Origin of the sequence: Pantoea sp. alder81, assembly GCF_020179835.1 — a bacterium.
Taxonomy (GTDB): domain Bacteria; phylum Pseudomonadota; class Gammaproteobacteria; order Enterobacterales; family Enterobacteriaceae; genus Pantoea.
In genome coordinates this window covers 436,481-458,043 of record NZ_JAIUDA010000002.1, presented here as the reverse complement: position 1 = coordinate 458,043, position 21,563 = coordinate 436,481, and the positions used below count along the sequence as shown (strand labels likewise).

General features: G+C 56.7%; 18 protein-coding genes. 13 read left to right on the top strand and 5 right to left on the bottom strand.

The window, feature by feature from the left end:
• Positions 1–51: 51 nt before the first annotated feature.
• The 8 genes from fusA (at position 52) to LBW88_RS07045 (ending at position 11,191) form a co-directional block, all read left to right on the top strand.
• Entirely contained in the window at positions 52–2,151 is a 2,100-nt protein-coding gene (gene fusA / locus LBW88_RS07080) for an elongation factor G (protein WP_224931391.1), read from the top strand.
• 259 nt (positions 2,152–2,410) lie between these two features.
• Positions 2,411–4,024: an ABC transporter substrate-binding protein gene (locus LBW88_RS07075; protein WP_224931393.1), complete on the top strand. Its 1,614-nt coding sequence runs from the start codon at positions 2,411–2,413 to the stop codon at positions 4,022–4,024.
• A gap of 218 nt (positions 4,025–4,242) precedes the next feature.
• Positions 4,243–4,758 carry a GNAT family N-acetyltransferase gene (locus tag LBW88_RS07070; protein ID WP_224931395.1) on the top strand — a complete coding sequence of 172 codons (516 nt, stop codon included), beginning with the start codon at positions 4,243–4,245 and terminating at the stop codon, positions 4,756–4,758.
• Positions 4,759–4,787: 29 nt separating this feature from the next.
• A complete protein-coding gene (locus LBW88_RS07065; RefSeq protein ID WP_224931396.1) occupies positions 4,788–6,401 on the top strand; it encodes an ABC transporter substrate-binding protein in 1,614 nt (537 codons plus the stop codon).
• 13 nt (positions 6,402–6,414) lie between these two features.
• Positions 6,415–7,407 (top strand): ABC transporter permease, encoded by a 993-nt coding sequence (locus LBW88_RS07060; RefSeq protein WP_320442532.1) that lies wholly within the window; start codon positions 6,415–6,417, stop codon positions 7,405–7,407.
• On the top strand, positions 7,404–8,237 hold the full coding sequence (locus tag LBW88_RS07055) for an ABC transporter permease (protein WP_224931400.1): 834 nt from the start codon (positions 7,404–7,406) through the stop codon (positions 8,235–8,237). Before LBW88_RS07060 ends, LBW88_RS07055 begins: the two co-directional genes overlap by 4 nt.
• Complete coding sequence (locus tag LBW88_RS07050) at positions 8,234–9,838, top strand: dipeptide ABC transporter ATP-binding protein (protein ID WP_224931402.1); 1,605 nt, start codon at positions 8,234–8,236, stop codon at positions 9,836–9,838. Before LBW88_RS07055 ends, LBW88_RS07050 begins: the two co-directional genes overlap by 4 nt.
• A gap of 12 nt (positions 9,839–9,850) precedes the next feature.
• On the top strand, positions 9,851–11,191 hold the full coding sequence (locus LBW88_RS07045; RefSeq protein ID WP_224931404.1) for an LLM class flavin-dependent oxidoreductase: 1,341 nt from the start codon (positions 9,851–9,853) through the stop codon (positions 11,189–11,191).
• A gap of 120 nt (positions 11,192–11,311) precedes the next feature.
• Here the strand turns inward: LBW88_RS07045 and LBW88_RS07040 are convergent, their stop codons facing one another.
• Positions 11,312–12,097: a phosphate/phosphite/phosphonate ABC transporter substrate-binding protein gene (locus tag LBW88_RS07040; protein WP_414004076.1), complete on the bottom strand. Its 786-nt coding sequence runs from the start codon at positions 12,095–12,097 to the stop codon at positions 11,312–11,314.
• Positions 11,994–13,043 carry a fatty acid desaturase gene (locus LBW88_RS07035; RefSeq protein WP_224931407.1) on the bottom strand — a complete coding sequence of 350 codons (1,050 nt, stop codon included), beginning with the start codon at positions 13,041–13,043 and terminating at the stop codon, positions 11,994–11,996. The genes LBW88_RS07040 and LBW88_RS07035 overlap by 104 nt, the downstream gene beginning before the upstream one ends.
• 217 nt (positions 13,044–13,260) lie before the next feature.
• On the opposite strand from LBW88_RS07035, the gene LBW88_RS07030 reads away from it, so the two are divergent.
• Positions 13,261–14,289 carry an LLM class flavin-dependent oxidoreductase gene (locus tag LBW88_RS07030; protein ID WP_224931409.1) on the top strand — a complete coding sequence of 343 codons (1,029 nt, stop codon included), beginning with the start codon at positions 13,261–13,263 and terminating at the stop codon, positions 14,287–14,289.
• A gap of 38 nt (positions 14,290–14,327) precedes the next feature.
• Here the strand turns inward: LBW88_RS07030 and LBW88_RS07025 are convergent, their stop codons facing one another.
• The 3 genes from LBW88_RS07025 to LBW88_RS07015 form a co-directional block, all read right to left on the bottom strand.
• A complete protein-coding gene (locus LBW88_RS07025; RefSeq protein WP_224931411.1) occupies positions 14,328–15,155 on the bottom strand; it encodes a glycosyltransferase family 8 protein in 828 nt (275 codons plus the stop codon).
• Positions 15,156–15,174: 19 nt separating this feature from the next.
• Entirely contained in the window at positions 15,175–16,557 is a 1,383-nt protein-coding gene (locus tag LBW88_RS07020; protein WP_224931413.1) for a D-arabinono-1,4-lactone oxidase, read from the bottom strand.
• Positions 16,558–16,631: 74 nt separating this feature from the next.
• Positions 16,632–17,273, bottom strand: coding sequence for a TetR family transcriptional regulator (locus tag LBW88_RS07015; protein WP_200538234.1), 642 nt, complete (start codon positions 17,271–17,273; stop codon positions 16,632–16,634).
• Positions 17,274–17,485: 212 nt separating this feature from the next.
• Between LBW88_RS07015 and LBW88_RS07010 the strand changes: the two genes are divergently transcribed.
• The 4 genes from LBW88_RS07010 (at position 17,486) to LBW88_RS06995 (ending at position 21,563) form a co-directional block, all read left to right on the top strand.
• Entirely contained in the window at positions 17,486–18,313 is an 828-nt protein-coding gene (locus tag LBW88_RS07010) for a MetQ/NlpA family ABC transporter substrate-binding protein (RefSeq protein ID WP_224931415.1), read from the top strand.
• A gap of 9 nt (positions 18,314–18,322) precedes the next feature.
• On the top strand, positions 18,323–19,450 hold the full coding sequence (locus tag LBW88_RS07005) for a methionine ABC transporter ATP-binding protein (protein ID WP_224931417.1): 1,128 nt from the start codon (positions 18,323–18,325) through the stop codon (positions 19,448–19,450).
• Entirely contained in the window at positions 19,431–20,087 is a 657-nt protein-coding gene (locus tag LBW88_RS07000) for a methionine ABC transporter permease (RefSeq protein ID WP_224931419.1), read from the top strand. The genes LBW88_RS07005 and LBW88_RS07000 overlap by 20 nt, the downstream gene beginning before the upstream one ends.
• 276 nt (positions 20,088–20,363) lie before the next feature.
• Positions 20,364–21,563, top strand: a complete 1,200-nt coding sequence (locus tag LBW88_RS06995) for a M20 family metallopeptidase (protein WP_224931421.1) — start codon at positions 20,364–20,366, stop codon at positions 21,561–21,563.

Genomic DNA, 21,563 nt, shown 5'->3' with positions numbered 1-21,563 from the left:
CGGGCAATGGTGCTCGCCCATTTATCCAGTCGAACAGACTAAGGACGCATCATGCCCCGACCCCTACCTATCGAACGTTATCGCAATATCGGCATCTCCGCGCACATCGATGCCGGCAAAACTACCACCACTGAGCGCATTCTGTTTTACACCGGGATGAGCCACAAGTTGGGTGAAGTGCACGATGGCGCGGCAACCACAGACTGGATGGCGCAGGAGCAGGAGCGTGGCATTACCATCACCTCGGCGGCAGTGAGCTGCTTCTGGCCGGGCATGGATGGCAGCTTCACGCCACACCGCATCAATATCATCGATACCCCCGGACACGTCGATTTCACCATCGAAGTGGAGCGATCCATGCGTGTGCTGGACGGTGCCGTGATGGTATATGACGCGGTCGGTGGCGTTCAGCCACAGTCAGAAACCGTGTGGCGTCAGGCCAACAAGTATCACGTACCGCGCATTGCCTTTGTTAACAAGATGGACCGCCAGGGTGCGGACTTCTTCCGCGTAGTGCAGATGATGAAAGATCGTCTGCATGCCAATCCGGTCCCGATTGTGATTCCGATTGGTGCGGAAGAGCATTTCGCAGGCGTAGTGGATCTCAACAAGATGCGCGCCATCTACTGGGATGAGGCCAGCCAGGGCATGACGTTCAGCTATGCGCCAATCCCCGAGGAGCTGCAGGCGCTGGCCGCTGAGTGGCGTGAAAATATGGTGGCCGCTGCGGCCGAAGCCAGTGAAGCGCTGATGGATCGCTATCTGGAGCAGGGCGACCTGAGCGAAGAAGAGGTGATCGCCGGATTGCGTCAACGCACTTTGATTGGCGAGATCCAGCCGATGCTGTGCGGCAGTGCGTTTAAAAACAAAGGCGTACAGCGCATGCTTGATGCGGTGATTGAGTTGATGCCGTCACCGCTGGATGTTCCAGCGGTTTCAGGCGTGAATGAAAAGGGCGAGCACGATGAACGTCATGCGGATGACGATGAGCCATTCTCGGCGCTGGCATTCAAGCTGATGAGCGATCCTTACGTCGGTCAACTGACCTTCGTCCGCGTTTACTCCGGCGTGCTGCGCAAAGGCGACAGCGTGTGGAATGCGGTGAAAGGGCGCAAGGAGCGCATCGGGCGTATCGTGCAGATGCAGGCAAACGATCGCATCGAAATCGAAGAGATTCGTGCGGGTGATATTGCCGCCTGTGTCGGCTTAAAAGAGGTCACGACCGGTGAAACACTGTGCGATCCCAATGCAGTGATCACGCTGGAACGCATGGAGTTCCCGGACCCGGTAATCTCGCTGTCGATTGAGCCGAAAACCAAGGCGGATCAGGAGAAAATGGGGCTGGCGCTGCAGCGTCTGGCGGCGGAAGATCCGTCGTTCCGCCTGCACACCGATGAGGAGTCAGGCCAGACGATTATCTCCGGCATGGGCGAGTTGCATCTGGAAATCATCGTTGATCGCATGAAGCGTGAATTCGGCGTCGAAGCCAACATTGGTCGACCCCAGGTGACCTATCGCGAAACCATCCGTAAAACGGTGCGCGATGTGGAAGGCAAGTTTGTGCGCCAGTCGGGCGGTAAAGGTCAGTATGGTCATGTGGTGCTGACGCTGGAACCGCAGGCGGCAGGCGCCGGTTTTGCCTTTGAAGATGCCACCAAGGGCGGTGTGGTGCCGCGCGAGTTTATTCCTTCAGTGGAGAAGGGGATTCGTGAGGCGCTGAACAGCGGTGTGCTGGCGGGTTATCCGGTGGTGGATCTGAAAGCCACCCTGACCTTCGGTTCGTATCACGACGTCGATTCATCGGAGATGGCCTTCCGCATGGCAGCGATTTTTGGCTTCAAAGCGGCCGCGAAACAGGCTGACCCGGTGATCCTTGAGCCGGTGATGCAGGTGGAAGTGGAGACGCCAGAGGAGTATGCCGGTGGTGTGATGGGCGATCTGTCCTCACGTCGTGGTTCGCTGCAGGGCATGGATGAGCGCTTTGGTGCACGCATCATTCGCGCTGAAGTGCCGTTGTCAGAGATGTTTGGTTACGCCACCACGCTGCGATCCATGTCTCAAGGCCGTGCGACCTATAGCATGGAGTTTGCGCATTACGCTGAAGCGCCACGCAATGTGGCCGAAGCCATTATTGCGTCACGCGCCGAGTAATGATGGGGCGGCAAGGATGCCGCCACTTAATACCATTTCATCTATCCATTCGTCATATTCGCATTAATGCGGAGGGCTGCATGCCGCCATAAAGGGTGGCGCGACTATTTTATTTCCCGCCTTAAATCATTTCATCACAACCTTTGCCACTATTGTCGTTTTACATTTATTTATCTGGATTTTAATACTTTAGCGGAAATTAAAAAACAGGCCGGAATTCGGGCTGATTAAAATAACACCTGCTATCACCAAGGATAATATGAAAATTAATGCGATTTCTCTGGCGCTGGGCTTAAGTTTGCTTGGCGGTGCGTTTCACGCTGTTGCCGCCGACAAACCGGTCACGGGCGGCAGTTTAACGGTGGGCGTCGAAACCGAACCCACTACCTTTAACCCGCAACTGAACGGGCAGGACAAAGCCGAAATCACCTTGCGTAACTTCTGGGAATCGCTGCTGGCACGCCGTCCGGACGGCAGCTTTGTGCCCTGGCTGGCCGAAAGTTATCAGGTCAGCGAGGATGGCAAAACCTTGCGTTTCAACCTGCGTCGCGATGTCACCTTCTCCAACGGAGAAAAATTTGATGCCAACGCGGTGGCCGAAAACTTCCGTCAAACTCAGGTGGCGCAATACTGCGCCGGCACCAGCCTGTGCCTGATGGGTTCACACATCGACAAGATTGAAACGCCAGACGATCACACGGTAGTGATTACGTTGAAAGAGGTTTATTCGCCGTTCCTTTCATTCGCCGCAGGGCTGCAAATTCTCTCCCCCTCCAGCTGGAAGTCATCGCAGCTGAAATCGGGCGGTACAGAGATTGCCGGCACCGGCCCGTTTATCCTGCAAAGCTACGAAAAGGGTCAGCAGGTCACTTACGTCAGGAACCCGAAATACAACTGGGCGCCTGCCACGGCGAAACATCAGGGGCCGGCCTATCTTGACCGCGTCACCTATCGCTTCCTGCCGGAATCCTCGGTGCGAACCGGGGCGCTGCTGTCCGGTCAGGTGGATGCCATAGAAGGAATCTCGGGCAATGATGCCGGTGAATTCAAGGACAACAGCGATTTCACCTACCAGCACGCGCTGAATACCGGCACGCCATATTCGCTGTTTCTCAATGTTGAGTATGGTCCCACGCAGGATGTTAAAGTGCGCCAGGCGCTGTTGCAGGGGCTGGAGATCGACCCGCTTTTGAAATCAGTGTATCGCGGTGAGCGTACGCGCGCGTGGGGCATTACCTCACCGATTGATCCGCTCTACAACAACGAGCTGGAAGGAAAATACGGCAATAACCCGGATGCCGCCAACAAACTGCTGGATGAAGCAGGCTGGCAAACCCGTGATAGCGAAGGCTTCCGCAGCAAAAATGGCGAGCGGCTGCGCATTGAGTTGATTCAGGCTCAGGCCACGGTGCGCGACCAGCGTGACGTGTTATTGCAGGCCATTCAGGCACAAGCGCGCCAGCGTTTGGGCATCGATCTTAAGCTGAATTACGTTGATTCCGGCACCTACGCGGATGTGCGCAAAAGCGGCAAGTTCGGCACCATCGCCAACTCCAACACGCCGACCGATGGCGTAGATATTGAGAACCACTATCGGCCCATCGCTCAGGGCGGCGCGATTAACTACAGCCGTGTTAACGATGCTGGCCTTAATGCACAGCTGGATAAGGCCGCTGCCACGCTCGATTTGCAGCAACGCCGTCAGTATTACAGCGAGTTGCAGCAGCGTGCACTGCTTCAGTTGGCCTTAGCGGTTCCGTTGTACGAACCAGAAGATCAGCTCGCCACCGCCAGCTACGTGCACGATTACGGCTTCCGCAGTTATAAACAGATGCCGGAAAGTGTTTACGATGTATGGTTAAGCAAACACTAATCTGTAAAAAATATTTGTAGCGGCATGATTTATTGCGCGTGCATGAGAAGCAACTTTATTGCTCATGGGCGCGCGATAAATTTTGCCGCTATGCTATGTGCCGAATAAAACGATTCTGTTATTTCCCACAATTAACAAATCCATTGCCACTATTCTCGTTTTACTTTAATTCCCCGGATTTCAATAATTCCCTGAAGATAAATTCAGGAAACCCGAACATGAGCCAATCCATCCAAATCGCCAAACCCGACGATGCCGAAGAGATATTTGCCCTGTTACAGCGTGCGTATGCCTCGCTGGTGGCGCTGGATGTGCATTTCACCATTTCGCAGGGCAACGTCGAGCAGGTACGCCGCGTCATTGAACAGGAAACGGTGCTGGTGCTGCGCAAATGGAAGCGCGCTGTTGCAACGGTCACGGTGCGCTTTCCGTGGCAGCAGGAAACTGATGCGCCCTCATCGCTGCCATTTATCCACTGGTTTGCCGTGGATCCCGATTACAAAGGGCAGGGCTATGGCCGTGAAATCATTAGCTACGCCGAAGACAGCCTGTTGAAAGAGACGCTTAAAGCGCCGGGCGTCTATCTGGCAACCGCCACCAAACATCCCTGGTTGAGCGAGCTTTATTTGCGTCGCGGCTATCAGCCTTTTCATCACCGTACCAATGCGTTGGGCGAAGCGCTGGTGTTCCTGAAAAAGGAATTCCACCCGCAGCCGATTGCCAAAATTGCCTGACTCACCCTTTCAAAAACAACAGGGACATTATGAAAGCGAATTCAATCACGCTGGCGCTGGGGCTGGCGTGCCTGCTGAACACCTCGGCCACGCCTGGCGCAGAATCCCCGCGCAGCGGCGGGTCACTGACCTATGGTGTGGAGACAGAACCGGCACCGTTAAACCCGCAGCTTAACGGGCAGTCTAAGGCAGAGGTCACGCTGCGCAATGTGTGGGAATCCCTGCTGGCACGTCGCACCGATGGCAGCTTCGTGCCGTGGCTGGCGACGGGTTACGAAGTCAGCCCGGACGGCAAAGTTTATCGCTTTACGCTGCGTCGCGATGTCACCTTCTCGAACGGTGAGAAACTGGATGCCAACGCGGTGGCGGAGAACTTCCGCCAGGTCCAGGACCCGAAATATTGCGCCGGAACCAGCATCTGCGCCCTGAGCGCGCGCATTGCCAGCGTTGAAACACCTGATAACGACACTGTGGTGATCACCTTAAAACAGGGCTATGCGCCATTCCTGTCGTTTGCTGCAAAGCTGCAGATTCTGGCTCCCGCCAGCTGGCACTCAGCGCAGCTCAAAGCCGGCGGCAAAGAGATCGCGGGCACCGGCCCTTTCATCATCGAAAGCTACGAAAAGGGCCAGCAGCTAACACTGGTGCGCAATCCGCATTACCACTGGGCACCGGCCACCGCACATCATCAAGGCCCGGCGTATCTGGAGCGGGTGACCTATCGCTTCCTGCCGGAATCCTCGGTGCGCACCGGCGCGCTGCTTTCCGGCCAGCTGGATATCATTGAGGGGATCTCCGGCAATGATGCCAGCGAGTTTAATGACAGCGCAGATTTTACCTATCAGCACGCGCTGAATACCGGCACACCTTATTCGTTGTTCCTCAACGTGGAATATGGCCCAACGCAAGATGTGAAGGTGCGTCAGGCGCTGTTGCAAGGGCTGGATATCGATCCACTATTGAAATCGGTGTATCGCGGCGAACGCACCCGCGCATGGGGCATCACCTCACCGGTCGATCCACTCTACAACAATGATTTGGAAGGCCAGTACGGCAATAACCCGACGGCGGCGAACAAACTGCTGGATCAAGCCGGATGGCAAACGCGTGACGCAGAAGGCTTTCGCAGCAAAGACGGCCAGCGACTGAGCATTGAAGTGATTCAGGCGCAGGCCACGGTACGCGACCAACGCGATGTGCTGTTACAGGCGGTGCAAGCCCAGGCGCGCCAGCGTCTCGGCGTGGAGATCAAACTGCGCTATGTCGATTCCGGCACCTATGCCGACGTGCGCAACAGCGGTCACTTTGGCTCGATTGCCAACTCGAATACTGAAACCGACGGCATCGACATCGAGAACCACTACCGTCCGGTGAAAGCCGGTGGCGCAATCAACTACAGCCGCGTCAACAGCCCGGAAATCAACGGCTGGCTCGATCAGGCCGCCACCACGCTGGATATCAACCAGCGCCGTAAATTCTACAGCCAGCTTCAGCACTACGCCTTAGTCGAGCAGGCGCTGGCGATTCCGTTATATGAACCGGAAGACCAAATTGCCGCCGCCAGCTATGTGCATGGCGCGGGTTTCCGCAGCTACAAGCAGATGCCGGAGAACGCGTATGACATCTGGCTCAGTGACCATTAACCAGGAGGCGAAGATGAGTCTGGAAAGCATCGTAACCCGCACCCCGCGACCGCCTCGGCCTGCTGTCTGGCGCAGTGAGCTGTCGCGCCGCATTGTCGGCCGCCTGCTCGGCGGCGTGCTGGTGCTGTGGGCCGCAGTATCGCTGGCTTTTCTCGGCGTGCATCTGGCACCCGGCGATATCGTCAGTCTGCTGATCGGTGAACAGCTGCGGACACCCGCTATTGAAGCAGCGATCCGCGCCGAGTGGGGCTTGAATGAGCCACTGTGGTGGCAGTACCTGCACTACATCTGGCGCGTGCTGCATGGCGACTTTGGTCGCTCATACATGCTCAACACCGAAGTGAGCCATCTGCTGGCCACGCAGCTGTGGCCAACCATCAAGTTAACGTTGGCGGCTCTGCTGGTAAGCATCCTGTTTGCGGTGGTGATGGCTGTTGCAACGGCCCATCTTCGCGTTGGGCGTCGAGTGGCCAACAGCGTTGAACTGCTGCTGGCTTCTACGCCGTCATTCTGGATGGGCATTGTGCTGCTGTTTATTTTTAGCTTCACGCTGCGCTGGTTCCCGGTGGCGGGCGACCGGTCGTTTTCAGCGCTGGTGTTACCGGCACTGGCGCTGGGCCTGGCACAAGGAGCGGTGATGGCGCAGTTGCTGCGTCGTGAGCTGGAGCGTGCGCTGGAAGCCCCGTTCACACTGACGCTGCGTGCCTGGGGCGTGGGCGAAACCACCATTCGTTTACGCCACGCCTTGCGGCATGCGGCGCTCCCCGCTGTGACCCTAACCGGCTGGCTGGTGGGCGGATTGCTGAGTGGTGCGGTGATCACTGAACAGGTATTTGGTCGCCCTGGCCTCGGCAAACTCACCGTCGATGCAGTGCTGGCCAAAGATCTGCCGGTGGTGCTGGCGGTGGCGATTCTCTCAGCACTGATCTACGTGGTGATGAGTACGCTGGTCGATATTTTGTCGCTGTGGATCGATCCGCGTCTGCGTGGGGAGAACAAATCATGATTGCGGTATTGCAACGTCTTCCCTCATCACTGCCCACTGCCGTGTGGCTGGCGATAGCCTATCTGGTGCTGTTGGCCATCGCGGTTATCGCCCCAGGCGTGCTGACCCATAACGATCCACTGCTGGCCGATCCGGTTAATGCGCAGCTGGCACCTTCTGCTGCCCACTGGCTCGGCACCGACCAGCTGGGGCGCGATTTGCTGACGCGTGTGATTTACGGCAGCCGCTACTCGCTGTTGATCAGCGTAGCCGCGATGGCGCTGGCGGTGCTGTTTGGCACGTTGTTAGGTCTGGCTGCCGCGCTGGCACGTGGCGTGATCGATGAGCTGCTGAGCCGCGCGGTGGATGTGATCTCCGCCTTCCCGGATCTGCTGCTGGCACTGATGCTGATCGCGTTTACCGGGCCCGGCACCAATAACCTGATTATCGCACTAGGTGTGGCCTCCGTGCCGCGCTTCGCCCGCGTGGTGCGTGCGCAAACCTACACCGTAATGACCTCCGGCTACGTTGAGCAGGCGCGCACCTTTGGCTTGTCACGCTTCACGTTAATCACCCGCCATATTCTGCCGCACGCCATCGCCCAGGTGCCCGCTTTAGCCACGCTCGGCTTGGGTACTGCCATTATCGGCACCGCCGGTTTGAGCTTCCTCGGCATGGGACCGCAACCGCCGACCGCCGAATGGGGCCTGATGCTGGCGGAAGGGCGTAACTATCTGCGCAACGCCTGGTGGATCGCGGTGTGGCCCGGCGTGTTTATCACCCTGACCGTGATTGCGGTGAATACGTTAGGCCGCCACTGGCAGGCCCGTTTTGAAGGAAGAAGCGCATGAGCCAACCCTTTATCGATATTCAAAATCTCAGCATCCGCTTTGGTCCACAGCAGGTGGTGAAAAACCTCAACTTACAGGTTTTGCCGGGTGAGTCAGTGGCGTTAGTCGGTGAGTCTGGTTCGGGTAAAACCCTGACCGCCCGCAGTTTGCTGGGTTTATTGCCCGACGGCGCGGTGCTGAGCGCCGATCGTTTCACCATTGATGGACGTGATATGCGTCAGGCCACTCGGCAGGACTGGTTCACGCTGCGCGGGCGTCGCATCGGCTATGTGTTGCAGGATGCGCTGGTCTCCCTCGATCCTTTACGCCGTATTGGGCAGCAACTCAGCGATGCGCTCAATGCCGCAGGACATCGTGATGCGATTGAGGAAAAGAGCCTGGCTCTGCTAAAAGCGGCAGGTATTCATGATGCTGAGAGTCGCCTGGCGCGTTATCCGCACCAGCTCTCCGGCGGCCAACGCCAGCGTGCGCTGATTGCCACCGCGCTGGCGGGCAGTCCAACGTTATTGCTTGCCGATGAGCCGACAACCGCACTGGATATGACCGTGCAGCGCCAGATCCTGCAACTGCTGGCTCAGCGCCGCCGTGACGGGCATGGCTTACTGCTGATCAGTCACGATCTGGCAGTGGTGGCGGAGCTGGCGGACCGCGTGCTGGTAATGCGCGATGGCGAAGTGGTGGAGCAGGGCGCGAGCGGGCCGCTGCTCAATCGCCCACAACATGCCTGGACACAGCGCCTGCTACGCGCGGTGCCAACCCCCGCCACGCGCGGGCTGCGCTTAAGTGCCACCGAACCCACACCGTTACCCGCGCGCCCAAAGCCGGGCAAAACACCGCTGCTGGAGGGCATCAACCTGAATAAAGCCTACGGCGACCGTCAGGTGCTCAACAATATCAATTTCACCCTGCACGCCGGAGAAACCCTGGGGGTGGTCGGCGAATCCGGCTCGGGCAAAACCTCGCTGGTGAAAGTGGTGATGGGCTTAACCGAACCCGACAGCGGCACGCTGCAACTGGAAGGTGAACGCTGGGATCGCTTGCCAGAGAAGGCGCGTCGAGCACGCCGTGCCCGGCTGCAGCTGATCGCGCAGGACCCGTTTAGCTCGTTCGATCCACGCTACACGGTAGAGAAACTTATCGGCGAGAGCCTCGACAGCGTCGGTATGTATGGCGATGCACGACGTCAGCGCGTGCGCCAGTTACTGGATGAAGTGCAGCTTGGTGACCGCTTCCTGCAGCGCTACCCGCAACAACTCTCCGGCGGGCAGCGACAACGTGTCGCCATTGCGCGCGCCTTTGCGCCGAATCCGGCACTGCTGGTGGCTGATGAGCCGGTGAGTGCGCTGGATGTCTCGGTGCAGGCGCAGGTGCTGGATCTGCTGGCAGAGATGCAGGCCGAACATGGCACCGCACTGCTGTTTATCTCTCACGATCTCGGTGTGATCCAGCATCTGGCGGATCGCGTGCTGGTGATGCAAAACGGTCACATCGTAGAGAGCGGGGCGCTAACCCAGGTGTTTGCCGCACCGCAGCATCCGTGGACACAAAAACTACTTCAGGCGTTGCCGGTGATACCCGACTGGCAGCCCGCACACGCTTAACAGGAGCATGTTATGAGTCAAACACAACGCCAGCTGCGGCTGGGGGCGATTATTCAAGGTGTCTCCGGCAACATGTCGGCATGGCGTCATCCAGATGCGGTGGCCGATGCCAGCATCAACGTCGATTACGTGCTGGATCTGGCGCGTAAAGCCGAACAGGCGAAGATCGATTTCCTGTTCGTTGCCGATGGGCTGTACATCACGCCGCAGTCGATTCCCCACTTCCTTAACCGATTTGAGCCGATCACCTTGCTCTCCGCACTCTCACTGGTGACGCAGAAAATTGGGTTAGTGGCAACGCTCTCCACCTCATACAGCGAGCCGTTTACCGTGGCGCGTCAGTTTGCCAGCCTCGATCAACTGAGTGGTGGGCGGGTTGGCTGGAATGTGGTGACCTCGCCGCTGGAAGGCTCAGCGAAAAACTTCTCACGCGCTACCCATCCGGAGCACGATGAGCGCTACCGCGTTGCCAGCGAATACTTGCAGGTGGCGAAAGGGCTGTGGGACTCGTGGGAACAGGATGCCTTCGTGCGTGATAAGGCCAGCGGACAATTCTTTGATGCAGACAAGCTGCATACCCTCAACCACAAGGGAAAATATTTTGCCGTGCAGGGGCCGTTAAATGTTGGCCGCTCACCGCAGGGACGGCCAATTGTGTTCCAGGCTGGGGCTTCTGAGGCGGGTAAAGTTTTTGCTGCTGAAGCCGCGGATGCGATTTACACCCGCCAGGAGACGCTGGAAGAGGCGCGTGAGTTTCGTGAAGACGTGCGACGTCGCCTGGTGGCGCGTGGCCGTGATGCCGATGATATCCGCGTGTTCCAGGGCATTAGCGTGATCATTGGGGACACGGAACAGGACGCCGAGCGCCGTTATCAGCAAACCGCCGAGCTGGTGACCATTGATAAAGCGCTGGAGTATTTGGGGCGCTACTTCGAGCATCACGATTTCAGTCAGTATGCACTGGATGAACCCTTCCCGGAGATTGGCGATCTCGGAGCAAACAGCTTCCGCAGCACCACCGATAAGATTAAGCAGAATGCGCGTGAGCACGGTTTAACCTTGCGTCAGGCCGCGCTGGAGGAAGCCACTCCGCGTCCGAGTTTCCTCGGCACTGCACAGCAGGTGGCAGACGGATTAGCGCAGTGGTTCCTGGAGGGCGCGACCGACGGCTTTATCGTACGCGGTGGAACACCGACTGCATTTGATGATTTCGTTGAGCAGGTGATCCCGCTATTGCAGGCGCGCGGGATTTATCGCACCGAGTATGAGGGCGATACCCTGCGTGAGAATCTGGGATTAGCCGAACCGGAAAACCAGTTTGCCGCACAGCGCCGTCAACAAATCGTGGCTTAACCGGAGAATCCTAAGCTTAGGTGAACAAAAGGAGCACCCACGTTCTGGCCACAGCATCTTTTCATCAACAAAGGTGCTGTGGACTGCAGGCTCGCATCGTCAAAAAAACTGCAGAGGCAATCAAAGTGCCGTCACACCATACTCCGCAGCCTGATCTTCCCACGCTTTCACCTCATCGTAGAATGCCCGTTCTGGTATCGCAAAACCGCTGATCAGACTCGCTAGCAGCAGCTGCTGATACTTCTTATCGATAGTGAGTTCGGTCAGTGCGCTGCGCAGATGCTCAAGCGTTTTGGGGTCGGTTTTCGCTGAAGTAATTAACGGCAGTGCCGCACACAGCGGGGTCTCGCCGATAATCTCTAGCCCGGCCAGTTCTTCAGGGTGATGAGCACGCAACAGCGCCCAGGTGATGCAGTCAATCGCTGCGATATCCGCACGTTGTTCACGCAACGCGGCCAGCGATTGACGATGGCTGCCACTTAACTGCGTATCACTAAAAAATGCGCCATCGTGTGCCAGTGGCGCTATCACGTAGCGCAGCGAGTTGTAGCCCGAGTGCGAGTCATCACTGTTGCATACGGCGCGGCGGCCACGAAAATCGCTCAGGGTAAGATTTTCATCCTCCTTGCGTGCCACCAACCAACTGCGATAGCGCAGTCCCTCACAGCCTTGCGCGTTGGATTGAAACGCGCCGACCAGCTGAACGTCAGGCAAAGATTTCACCAGCGGATAACCGCAGGTCTGGCTTAACAGCACATTATCGTCGCGCCAGTGTGGTAACAGATCGGTGTGCCACTCAACCTCAGCCTGCACGCCGCGTTGTTTCAGCAGCGTCGTTAGCGCTGCGGTCAGGCCAAGCGTCGTCGGAGGGTGAATGTCGTACATCGGCAATGAAATGATCGGCATGCTGTGCATCCTTGTGCGTTCCCGGATGGGCGTTAACGTTGACCGGTTTGCGCCAGAAGCGCAGCAACCACTCGCCATAACCGGCGACGCGGAAACCATGATTGCGCTGATGGTAGCCGTCGCGATACAGCAGATAGACTTTGCGCAAACCGTACCATGGCAAACCGGGCAGATCGTGATGTACAGAATGATAGTTGAGATTCAGGAACAGCAAACGCCACGGCCACGCGGCTTCGTTATTCACGGAGCGTGCCAGCGGCGCTTCTTCTGCCCGATGTTCGTAGAAAGAACGTATTTTGGTCAGTGCCAATGCCGGATAACTGACGGCAACCACGAACCACAGCGGCGACAATCCTTGCTGCTGCATCCAGTAAAAAAGCCCCGCCAGTAGTGCGAGATGAATCACCCACATGCTGATAGCTACACGGTCCCGCGCCAGCAGCATCATCTTCAACGTGGCCGCGATATCCAGTAGCGGACCCAGCAGTAAACGGCCGGGAAAAGTATTGCGCAGATGAATCACGCGCTGCTGCCACGGTTTGAGCTGCGCCCAGCGTTCCGGTGAAAGGTAATAGGTTTCCGGATCTTCATCCGGGTCGGTCAGGGTGTGATTGCGGTGATGTGCCAGATGCGAATCGCGATACAGCCCATAGGGATACCACACCGCCAGCGGCAGGGTGCCAAACAGCTGGTTGAGCCGAGGGAAACGCGTGGGATGGCCATGGATCAGCTCATGCTGCAGCGACATATACCAGGTGGTCAACACAATCAGCAGCAGAGTGGTGGCGAACAGTCCCAGCGTTTGCCAGTAAATCACGCAGGCGAACCAGCCGCTGTACACCGTCACCATTAAAGCCCAGGTGGGTAGCTCACTGCGCCACAGCCAGCTGCGGCCCAGTTGATGCACCACTTCACGCTGCTGTGCGTGGATATAGTCGTTTGCCATGAGGATGCCATAAACCTGCGAAACGGATGAATGCTCCGCACGATGATTGATCACCGTGATAAACACAAAGACCGTGTTTTTATGACTTATACAAAAATGTTGATGAAGCGCGCGAAAACTATTGGCTATCAGTCACCTCAAGGCTGGCGTAACCTTTCTTCATCGAAACCTAATGCATCATATGCGGGCCAGTGCGGTCCCCCTGGAGAATTTCACCATGAAAAAGATTGGCTTCTTATCCTTTGGTCACTGGACCCCGTCATCACAGTCAGCCACCCGTTCCGCTCAGGACGTGTTGCTGCAATCGATTGATTTAGCAGTGGCGGCGGAAGAGCTGGGGGCGGATGGCGCTTACTTCCGTGTTCACCACTTTGCTCGCCAGCTGAGTTCACCGTTCCCACTGCTGGCAGCGGTCGGCGCGAAAACCAATCGCATCGAAATCGGTACCGGCGTGATCGATATGCGCTATGAAAACCCGCTGTATATGGCGGAAGATGCCGGTGCGGCAGACCTGATTTCTAACGGTCGTCTGCAACTCGGTCTGAGCCGTGGCTCCCCGGAGCAGGTGATCGAAGGCTATCGCTACTTTGGTTTTAACCCAAAAGAGGGTGAAACCGATGCCGATATGGGACGTCGTCACACCGAAGAGTTGCTGGAAGTGCTGCGCGGTGAAGGTTTTGCTAAACCGAATCCACAGCCGATGTTCCCAAACCCGCCGGGACTGCTGCGTCTTGAGCCGTTCTCAGAAGGTCTGCGTGAGCGTATCTGGTGGGGTTCAGGTTCAAATGCGACGTCCATCTGGGCAGCTCAGCAGGGCATGAATCTGCAAAGCTCGACGTTGAAAGATGATGAAACCGGCGAACCGTTCCACATCCAGCAGGCGAAGCAGATCCGCGCCTACCGTGAAGCCTGGGAAGCGGCTGGACACCAACGTGCCCCGCGCGTTTCAGTGAGCCGCAGCATCTTTGCGCTGACCAATGACACCGACCGTGCTTACTTTGGTCGCAGCGGACAAGATAAGGATTCCGTAGGCTTCCTCGATGAGAAAACCCGCGCCATCTTTGGTCGTAGCTACGCAGCCGAGCCAGAGCAGCTGATCAAACAGCTGTCGCAGGACGAAGGGATTGCAGAGGCAGATACGCTGCTGCTCACCATCCCGAACCAGTTAGGCGTGGATTACTGTGCGCACGTGATGGAAAGCATCCTGACCCACGTGGCACCGGCACCGGCGCTGGGCTGGCGTTAAAATTAAAGAGGCGCACTTTACAAAGTGCGCCTCTTTTCTTAATTAACCCCTAACTCCCACCACAGCTTATCCAATGCGTAGTAGCGGTCGCGCTCACTTTCGGGTTGGTTGAGGTCGCGTTTCCATGGCTTAGCCAGAATAAAGTGCAGATTCTTCACTTCATCCTCTTGCCACATAGCGCTGTGCTGGAACGGCAGCGTTTTCAGTGCGTTGTAAATATACGGCAGCGGCAGCCAGCGATTCTCAAACACTTCATTAAGCAAATCCTGTTCAGAGAACGGATAGCGGCGTAAATCAGTGATGGCGGCGACTTTTTGCTGTAGCCAGTTAAACACCTCTTCATCCGGTTCGAGCACCAAAAAGCCGCCATTCAGATAACGGTCAAGACTGGCGGGCGCCGGCTCACCGCGATCCTGCCAGGTATAGTGACAGTTCTCAGGCTGCCAGCTGGCAGGATAACTGGCGATCTTGTTGGGATTGCAGCGGCAGGCGTGGCAGGCGGCCAAAGCGTGATCGCCCAAATCCAGCGTAAACAGCTCATCCATATTGCGCAGCACCAGCATATCGGCATCGAGAAACACCACGCGATCGCAGCCGGTCAATTCCCATGCGCGCAGTTTGCTCCACACTTCGCCGAATTGAGCAGAAGCGTAGTGCTGCTCCAGGTCGGCGCTGGGCAGCAACGGTTCAACCGGGTGAATCACACATCCCAATTCCTGTAGGGCTTCACGCGTTTCGATATCAATCGCATCAGTGACCATGACAATTAAGGGCCATGCGGTTTCGCTGCGTTTTAGCGATCGGTGCAGTGCTTTTACGCCGATAAAATAGTCCGGCTGCGTCAGCAGTGTTACCCATGCATACATAATTTCTCCCCCGTAAAATTCAATCAAATAGCGCCGTAATATAGTCATTGCTAAAACGATGCTGCGGATCCAGCCGCTCGCGTACCGCGCGGAACGCATCCCACTGCGGATAGATGTCACGCCAGCTGTAGCGCTGCGGATCGTAATATTTGCCCCAGTGCGGTCGGCCGCCCTCTGCCGCCAGCAGCTTCTCCACTTCGGTAAGGAAATGCAGACCGTCCTGAGACAGCGAACCGTCATCGGCGTAATAGACCACAAAGCCAAAGAAGCAGGTGGGGTGTTGATAAGCCGGACTGAGCCAGGCTTCCGACGCGCCAGTGCAACGCAGGATGATGGGGTAGTGCATGTGCGGATGATTCTCCGCGTACCAGGCTTTGATTTTGCTGATGATAAGTGGCGTTTTTTCTAACGGCACGCCAATTTCCACGTTGATTTGCGGCACGGCAATACCGCGACAAAACAGCTGGTAGATGTCGCCGCTGAGGTCAGTGAAATCGCGGAATCGCGTGACCGTACGGAATTGTTTACCGCCTTTGCCTTCAATCTGCGTATCACGATGCATGTGCGCCAGCGTCTGATCGATGGTGTCATTCAGACTGCTGTCAGTGTCATCGCCATGCTCGATCACCTCGCCGCCATTGGCGTGCCACGCCTGGACATCTGCTTCACTGGCGGGGTTGGCATTCCAGACGTGCATCAGGTTGTCATCCACAAACCACCAGGCTTTGCTCAGTTCATACTGCTGATTCCAGCGCGGCAGATCCTGCTCCAGCGTATCAGCAGACTCGGCAAATTTATGGCAGGTGAACAGGCGAAACGGCTCGGTGCGCATCGTCACGGCGGTCACAATCCCCAGCGAACCTAATGAGGTTTGCGCCGCAGGGAAATCACTATCGCCACGTTGAAACTCCCGCACGCTGCCGTCGGCCATAACCATGCGGATGCTTATCACTTCATCCGCCAGTGAACTCTGATCCAATCCCTGGCCATGAGTGCCCGTCGCTATCGCGCCCGCCAGCGTCTGAACGGATATCACGCCTGGCGAACAGCCTAACATGCGATTGCGTGCGGTGAGTGCGTCGAACACCTGCTGCAGCAGCGTGCCTGCCGCGAAAGTGATGCTGTCGTCATCCTCTCCCAATACGCCTTGCATGGCGCTGAGGTCGAGTAACAGATCGTCGGCATTCACACACAGCATGCGGCCGGGTGATAAACGGCTGCCGATGACGCGCACTTTGCCTGTTGACGAACTCAGCAGCTGTTGCAGTTCGGCTTCGTTTTGCGGCTGATGGACTTGCTCACGCTGGCCCACCACGGTGTTTTGCGCCCAGTTCCACAAGGCACTGTCGTGCTCGGTATTTTGCGGGTTGCGAAGGGGATAAAGGAGGGAATCTCTGTTCACTACGGCGTTCCTTATACTGAGGTCTGTGACGGTCCCAAAGCTTTAAGCGTAGACCATCACAGCACTGCCCAGGTTTAAGGCGCCTTGCAGATGTAGCGCAGCGTTGCGGTCACGGCCAGTTGGCGGTTACGACGGATGCTGTCCTCTTCCGTATCCTCAGGGGTAAACAAGAAGTGGAAGGTGTAGCGGTTGGCGACGTGGTGCACACAGATACTGCTCAATAAGCGGTGCACGTCCACGGTGTTCAGGCCATCAATAAAGATGCCTTGCTGCTGACCGCGCGTCAGAATGTCATCAAGCAGATCCAGCGTACTTTTGTTCAACGCTTTAATGCGCTCGGACTGCACAATGTAGCGACCGCGCAACAGGTTTTCCGTACACACCAGGCGCATAAAATCCTGATGGGTGGCGTGATAATCGAAGCTGGCTTCGACCAGTTTAATCATCGCCTGCTCGGGCTCCATCTTAGCCAGATTCAGCCCGGTTTCGTGTTCACGAATCGCCTGATAGACCTGCTCCAGTACCTCGATATACAGCTTCTCTTTATTGACGAAGTGATACACCACCATGCGTTTGGTGGTTTGCGCGTGTTCAGCAATCTGCTCCAGGCGTGCGCCCTGCATACCAAACTCGGCGAAGGTTTTCAGGGCACCGGCAAGGATGCGTTTTTTTAGCCCTTCCGGGTCATTTTTACGTTTCGTTGTAGTGTCCGACATAGCGCTCAATAACAGGTCAATCAAAACGGCATGGTATCACAGCCACTCTCTCACTTGTGGCGATGCGAGCGGCTGTGCGTCTTTATTCTTTTCAGGAATAGCATTCCCAGATAAATCATAATGCAGGAATAAGCATCTGCGTATACTGCGGCTAACTGTTCATCACAACAGTCGATTTTACCTGACGCAATAATAACGATTAGGAAATAACTATGCACACACGCCTGGCCTCTGCCAAAAATAAATTCTTGTTAACCGCTGGCGCTTTGCTGCTGGCGAGCACCGTATTAGCACCGCTGTCACTGGCGCACGCCGCCGATAAAACCTCAGTCAAAGTCGGCATCATGAGCGGGGAGGATGAAGACGTCTGGCGTGAAGTGATCAAGCAAGCCGCTGCTAAAGGATTGACGGTGAAAACCGTGATTTTTAACGACTACAACCAGCCGAATGAGGCACTGCAAAACGGCGAGGTGGATGCCAATGCCTTCCAGCATCAGCCGTTCCTCAACAACCAAATCAAAGTGAATCATTACGATATCGTGCGCGTGGGCGATACCGCAGTGTGGCCGATTGGTCTTTACTCGAAAAAAGTGAAGAAGGCGGCTGAGCTGAAAGACGGTGCAGTAATTGGTGTGCCTAACGATCCTTCCAACGAAGCGCGTGGCTTAGTGCTGCTGGAACAGCAAGGTCTGATCAAGCTGAAGCCTGGCGTCGGCATTGCCGCCACGACGGCAGATATCACCGCCAATCCTCATCACCTGCAAATTAAAGAGCTCGACTCCGGCATCATTGGCCGTTCAGTACCGGATCTGGACGCGGCGGTGGTGAACACCGACTGGGCGTTGAAAAGTGGTTTGACGGCTGCCGATCGTATTGCGCAGGAGCCGGTCAAAGATAATCCCTACAACAACTTTATCGCCGTGAAGAAAGAGAACGTGAGCGCGCCGTGGGTGAAAACGCTGGTGTCCTCGTATCAGAACGACGCTGTGAAAAGTGTTTTTGATAAGGTCTATAAAGGCACCGGCGAAACGGCCTGGTAAGGAAATAGCATGACGATTTTCTCAGGAGCCGAAGCGCCCTATAGCGTGTTGACACGTGGTGTGGTGGAGAATGCGCAAGACCGCGAACGTCTTGCTCGCGAAAGCGGCAGTGTGGTGCGCTTACAGGGCGTTTCCCGTCGGTTTGGTGAAACCCAGGCGCTGCGCGATATCTCACTGACGGTGCAAAAGGGCGAGATCCTTGGCCTGATTGGCCGTAGTGGCGCAGGCAAATCCACACTGATTCGCTGTCTGAACGGGCTGGAGCAACCTGACGAAGGCGTCATTGAAATCGAAGGCCGGAAAATCACCGGCCTGTCAGAAAAACAGCTGCAATCCGTGCGCAGTCGGGTTGGCATGGTGTTCCAGCACTTCAACCTGCTGTCGGCGAAAACCGTGGCGCAGAACGTGGCGCTGCCGCTGAAAATTGCCGGTCTGGATAAGGTGCAACGTGCCCAACGCGTGGCGGAATTGCTGGAGCTGGTGGGGCTGGCGGATAAGGCACATCACTATCCAGCCGCGCTGTCGGGCGGACAGAAGCAACGAGTTGGCATTGCTCGCGCGCTGGCGGCAAGCCCGGCACTGCTGCTGTGTGATGAAGCGACCTCTGCGCTCGATCCTGAGACCACCCGTTCCATCCTCGCACTGCTGAAATCGCTCAACCAAAAGCTGGGCATCACTATTTTGCTGATCACCCATGAGATGGAGGTGATCAAGTCTGTGGCGCACCGCGTGGCGGTGATTGACGCAGGTGAGATTATTGAGCAAGGCCCGGTGTGGCAGGTGTTTGCGCATCCGCAATCCGCGCTAACACGCACCTTGTTGCGTGGTTTATTGCCGCAGCTGCCGGAAGCGCTGGCCGCACGGATGACACAGCAGCGGCAGGGGGAGGCCATCTACAGCGTGCACTTTGCTGGCGAGGATGTGCAGGGCGATCTGTTAACCCGTTTTGCCGCGGCGTTGCCGGGCAAATTCCGCTTACTGCAGGGTGGCGTCGACCATATTCAGCACTACGCCGTCGTGCGTTTCTTTATCGCGCTTTCGGTCGCCAACGTGGCCGATGAGCAACAGATTCTCAGCTGGCTGCGCGGGCAGCAGGCGCAAGTGGAGTTAGTGGGCTATGTCGCCAGTGATGATTGATTTATTGCTCAACGCGTTGGGTGAAACGGTGTTGATGACGCTGATTTCAGGATTGTTTTCGCTGGTGGCCGGTTTACCGTTGGGGCTGATTCTGGTGATGACCAGCCCAAGCGGTATTGCGGAACATCGCGGCATTAACCGGGTGCTGGGGCTGATCATCAACGGTTTTCGTTCGCTGCCGTTCATTATTTTACTGGTGGCGCTGATTCCGTTTACCCGTTTCCTGGTGGGGACTTCACTGGGGACGTGGGCGGCGATAGTTCCGCTGTCGATCACCGCAACGCCGTATTTCGCACGCGTGGCCGAAGTATCATTGCGCGATGTGGATCGTGGTCTGATTGATGCGGTACGCGCGATGGGCGCCAGCAAGCTACGGATCGTCTGGGATGTCCTGATTCCAGAAGCGCTGCCCGGCATTCTCTCGGGGTTTGTGGTGACGCTGGTGGCATTGATCGGCGCATCAGCGATGGCCGGAGCGATTGGTGCGGGCGGATTAGGCGATCTGGCGATCCGCTACGGTTATCAACGCTTTGAAACCTCAGTGATGATCGCTGTAATTGCGGTGTTGATTGTGCTGGTGTGTGGCATTCAGTGGGTTGGCGATCGACTGGTGCAGCACATCGATAAGCGGCACTAGACTTCGCGCGATAACTCGCGTCGCTAGTGGTTTTACAGGCGTGGCCAACCGTAGTGAATGTCCAGCACATCAAGCCTTTACAGGGGTAGCCTTCAGGTCGCCCAATACGGGATCGCCCGCGGCAAAATAACCGTCGCGGGGCAATTTATGGCGCATTTTTGCCGTAAATCAGTTGTGCCTTTTCCCGCAATCCTTATCACTATTTCTTGATAAACATCAGCAGCTAACGCGCTTAGAGTGATGGCATTGACTTGCCCTGATTCAGGAGAATCCGTTATGCCGCTGAACACGCTTCAGCTTACGCTGGAAAACCATCTCGAACAGCACAGCGCCTCGTATATTGCGGTGGCGAAATCGATTTTTGCTAAGCCGGAAACCGGTAACAACGAATACTTTGCCAGTGAGCAGTTGACGCAGTTGCTCACTGAGCAGGGCTTTGCAGTCACGCGCAACGTCGCCGGACATGAAACCGCGTTTTACGCGGTTAAAGCCAGCAGTAAACCGGGCCCGACCATTGCCTTCCTGGCGGAATACGATGCGCTGATCGGCATCGGCCATGCCTGCGGACACAACCTGATCGGCACCACCAGTGTCGCGGCGGCCATCACGCTGTCTCAGGTGCTGGAACACACCGGCGGCCGTGTCGTGGTGTTAGGAACGCCAGCCGAAGAGGGCGGTTTAGCCGGTCCCGGCGGGCCAAAAGGCAACGTGAAGAAACGGTTTGTTGAAGCCGGACTGCTCGATGATGTCGATGTGGCGCTGATGGTGCATCCATCCGGTAAAACGCGCCTCACTGAATCAACGTTGGCGAACAATCATCTCTATTTCCACTTTTATGGCAAACCCTCACACGCTGCCAGCGCGCCGCATGAAGGCATCAACGCGCTGGATGCGCTGGTGCTGCTGTACAACGGCATCAGCGTATTGCGCCAGCAGCTGCCGGATGGCGTGCGTGTGCACGGGATTATCACCAATGGCGGCCAGGCACCGAACGTGATCCCGGAATACGCTTCGGCGCACTACTACATTCGCGCTGATAGCCGCGAGTTGGTGGAATCCCTGGAGCCTAAATTAAGAGCGATTGCAGAAGGTGTGGCGCTGGCGACCGGTGCACGTGTGGAGATTGATCATCAAATCGGTCCGCGTGATTTCAAACTTAATCCTGCACTGGATGCGGTGCTGCTGGAAGAGTTTCGTGCGGCAGGTGAGCAGGTCGATCTCTCGCCCCAGCGTAATAAAGTCTCAACCGATGCCGGGGACATTAGCCATGCGGTGCCCACGGCGCACCCTTGGCTGAAAATCGGTCCAGATGATTTGATTTTTCACACCGTGCCGTTCCGCGAAGCCGCCAATTCTGATCGCGGCTATCAGGCGTTACTGATTGGCGCACGGGTGCTGGCACGCACCGGGTTGCGTCTGCTGATTGATGCAGACGCGCTACAAGCAGTTAAAGCGGATTTCACACGCCAGGCCTAA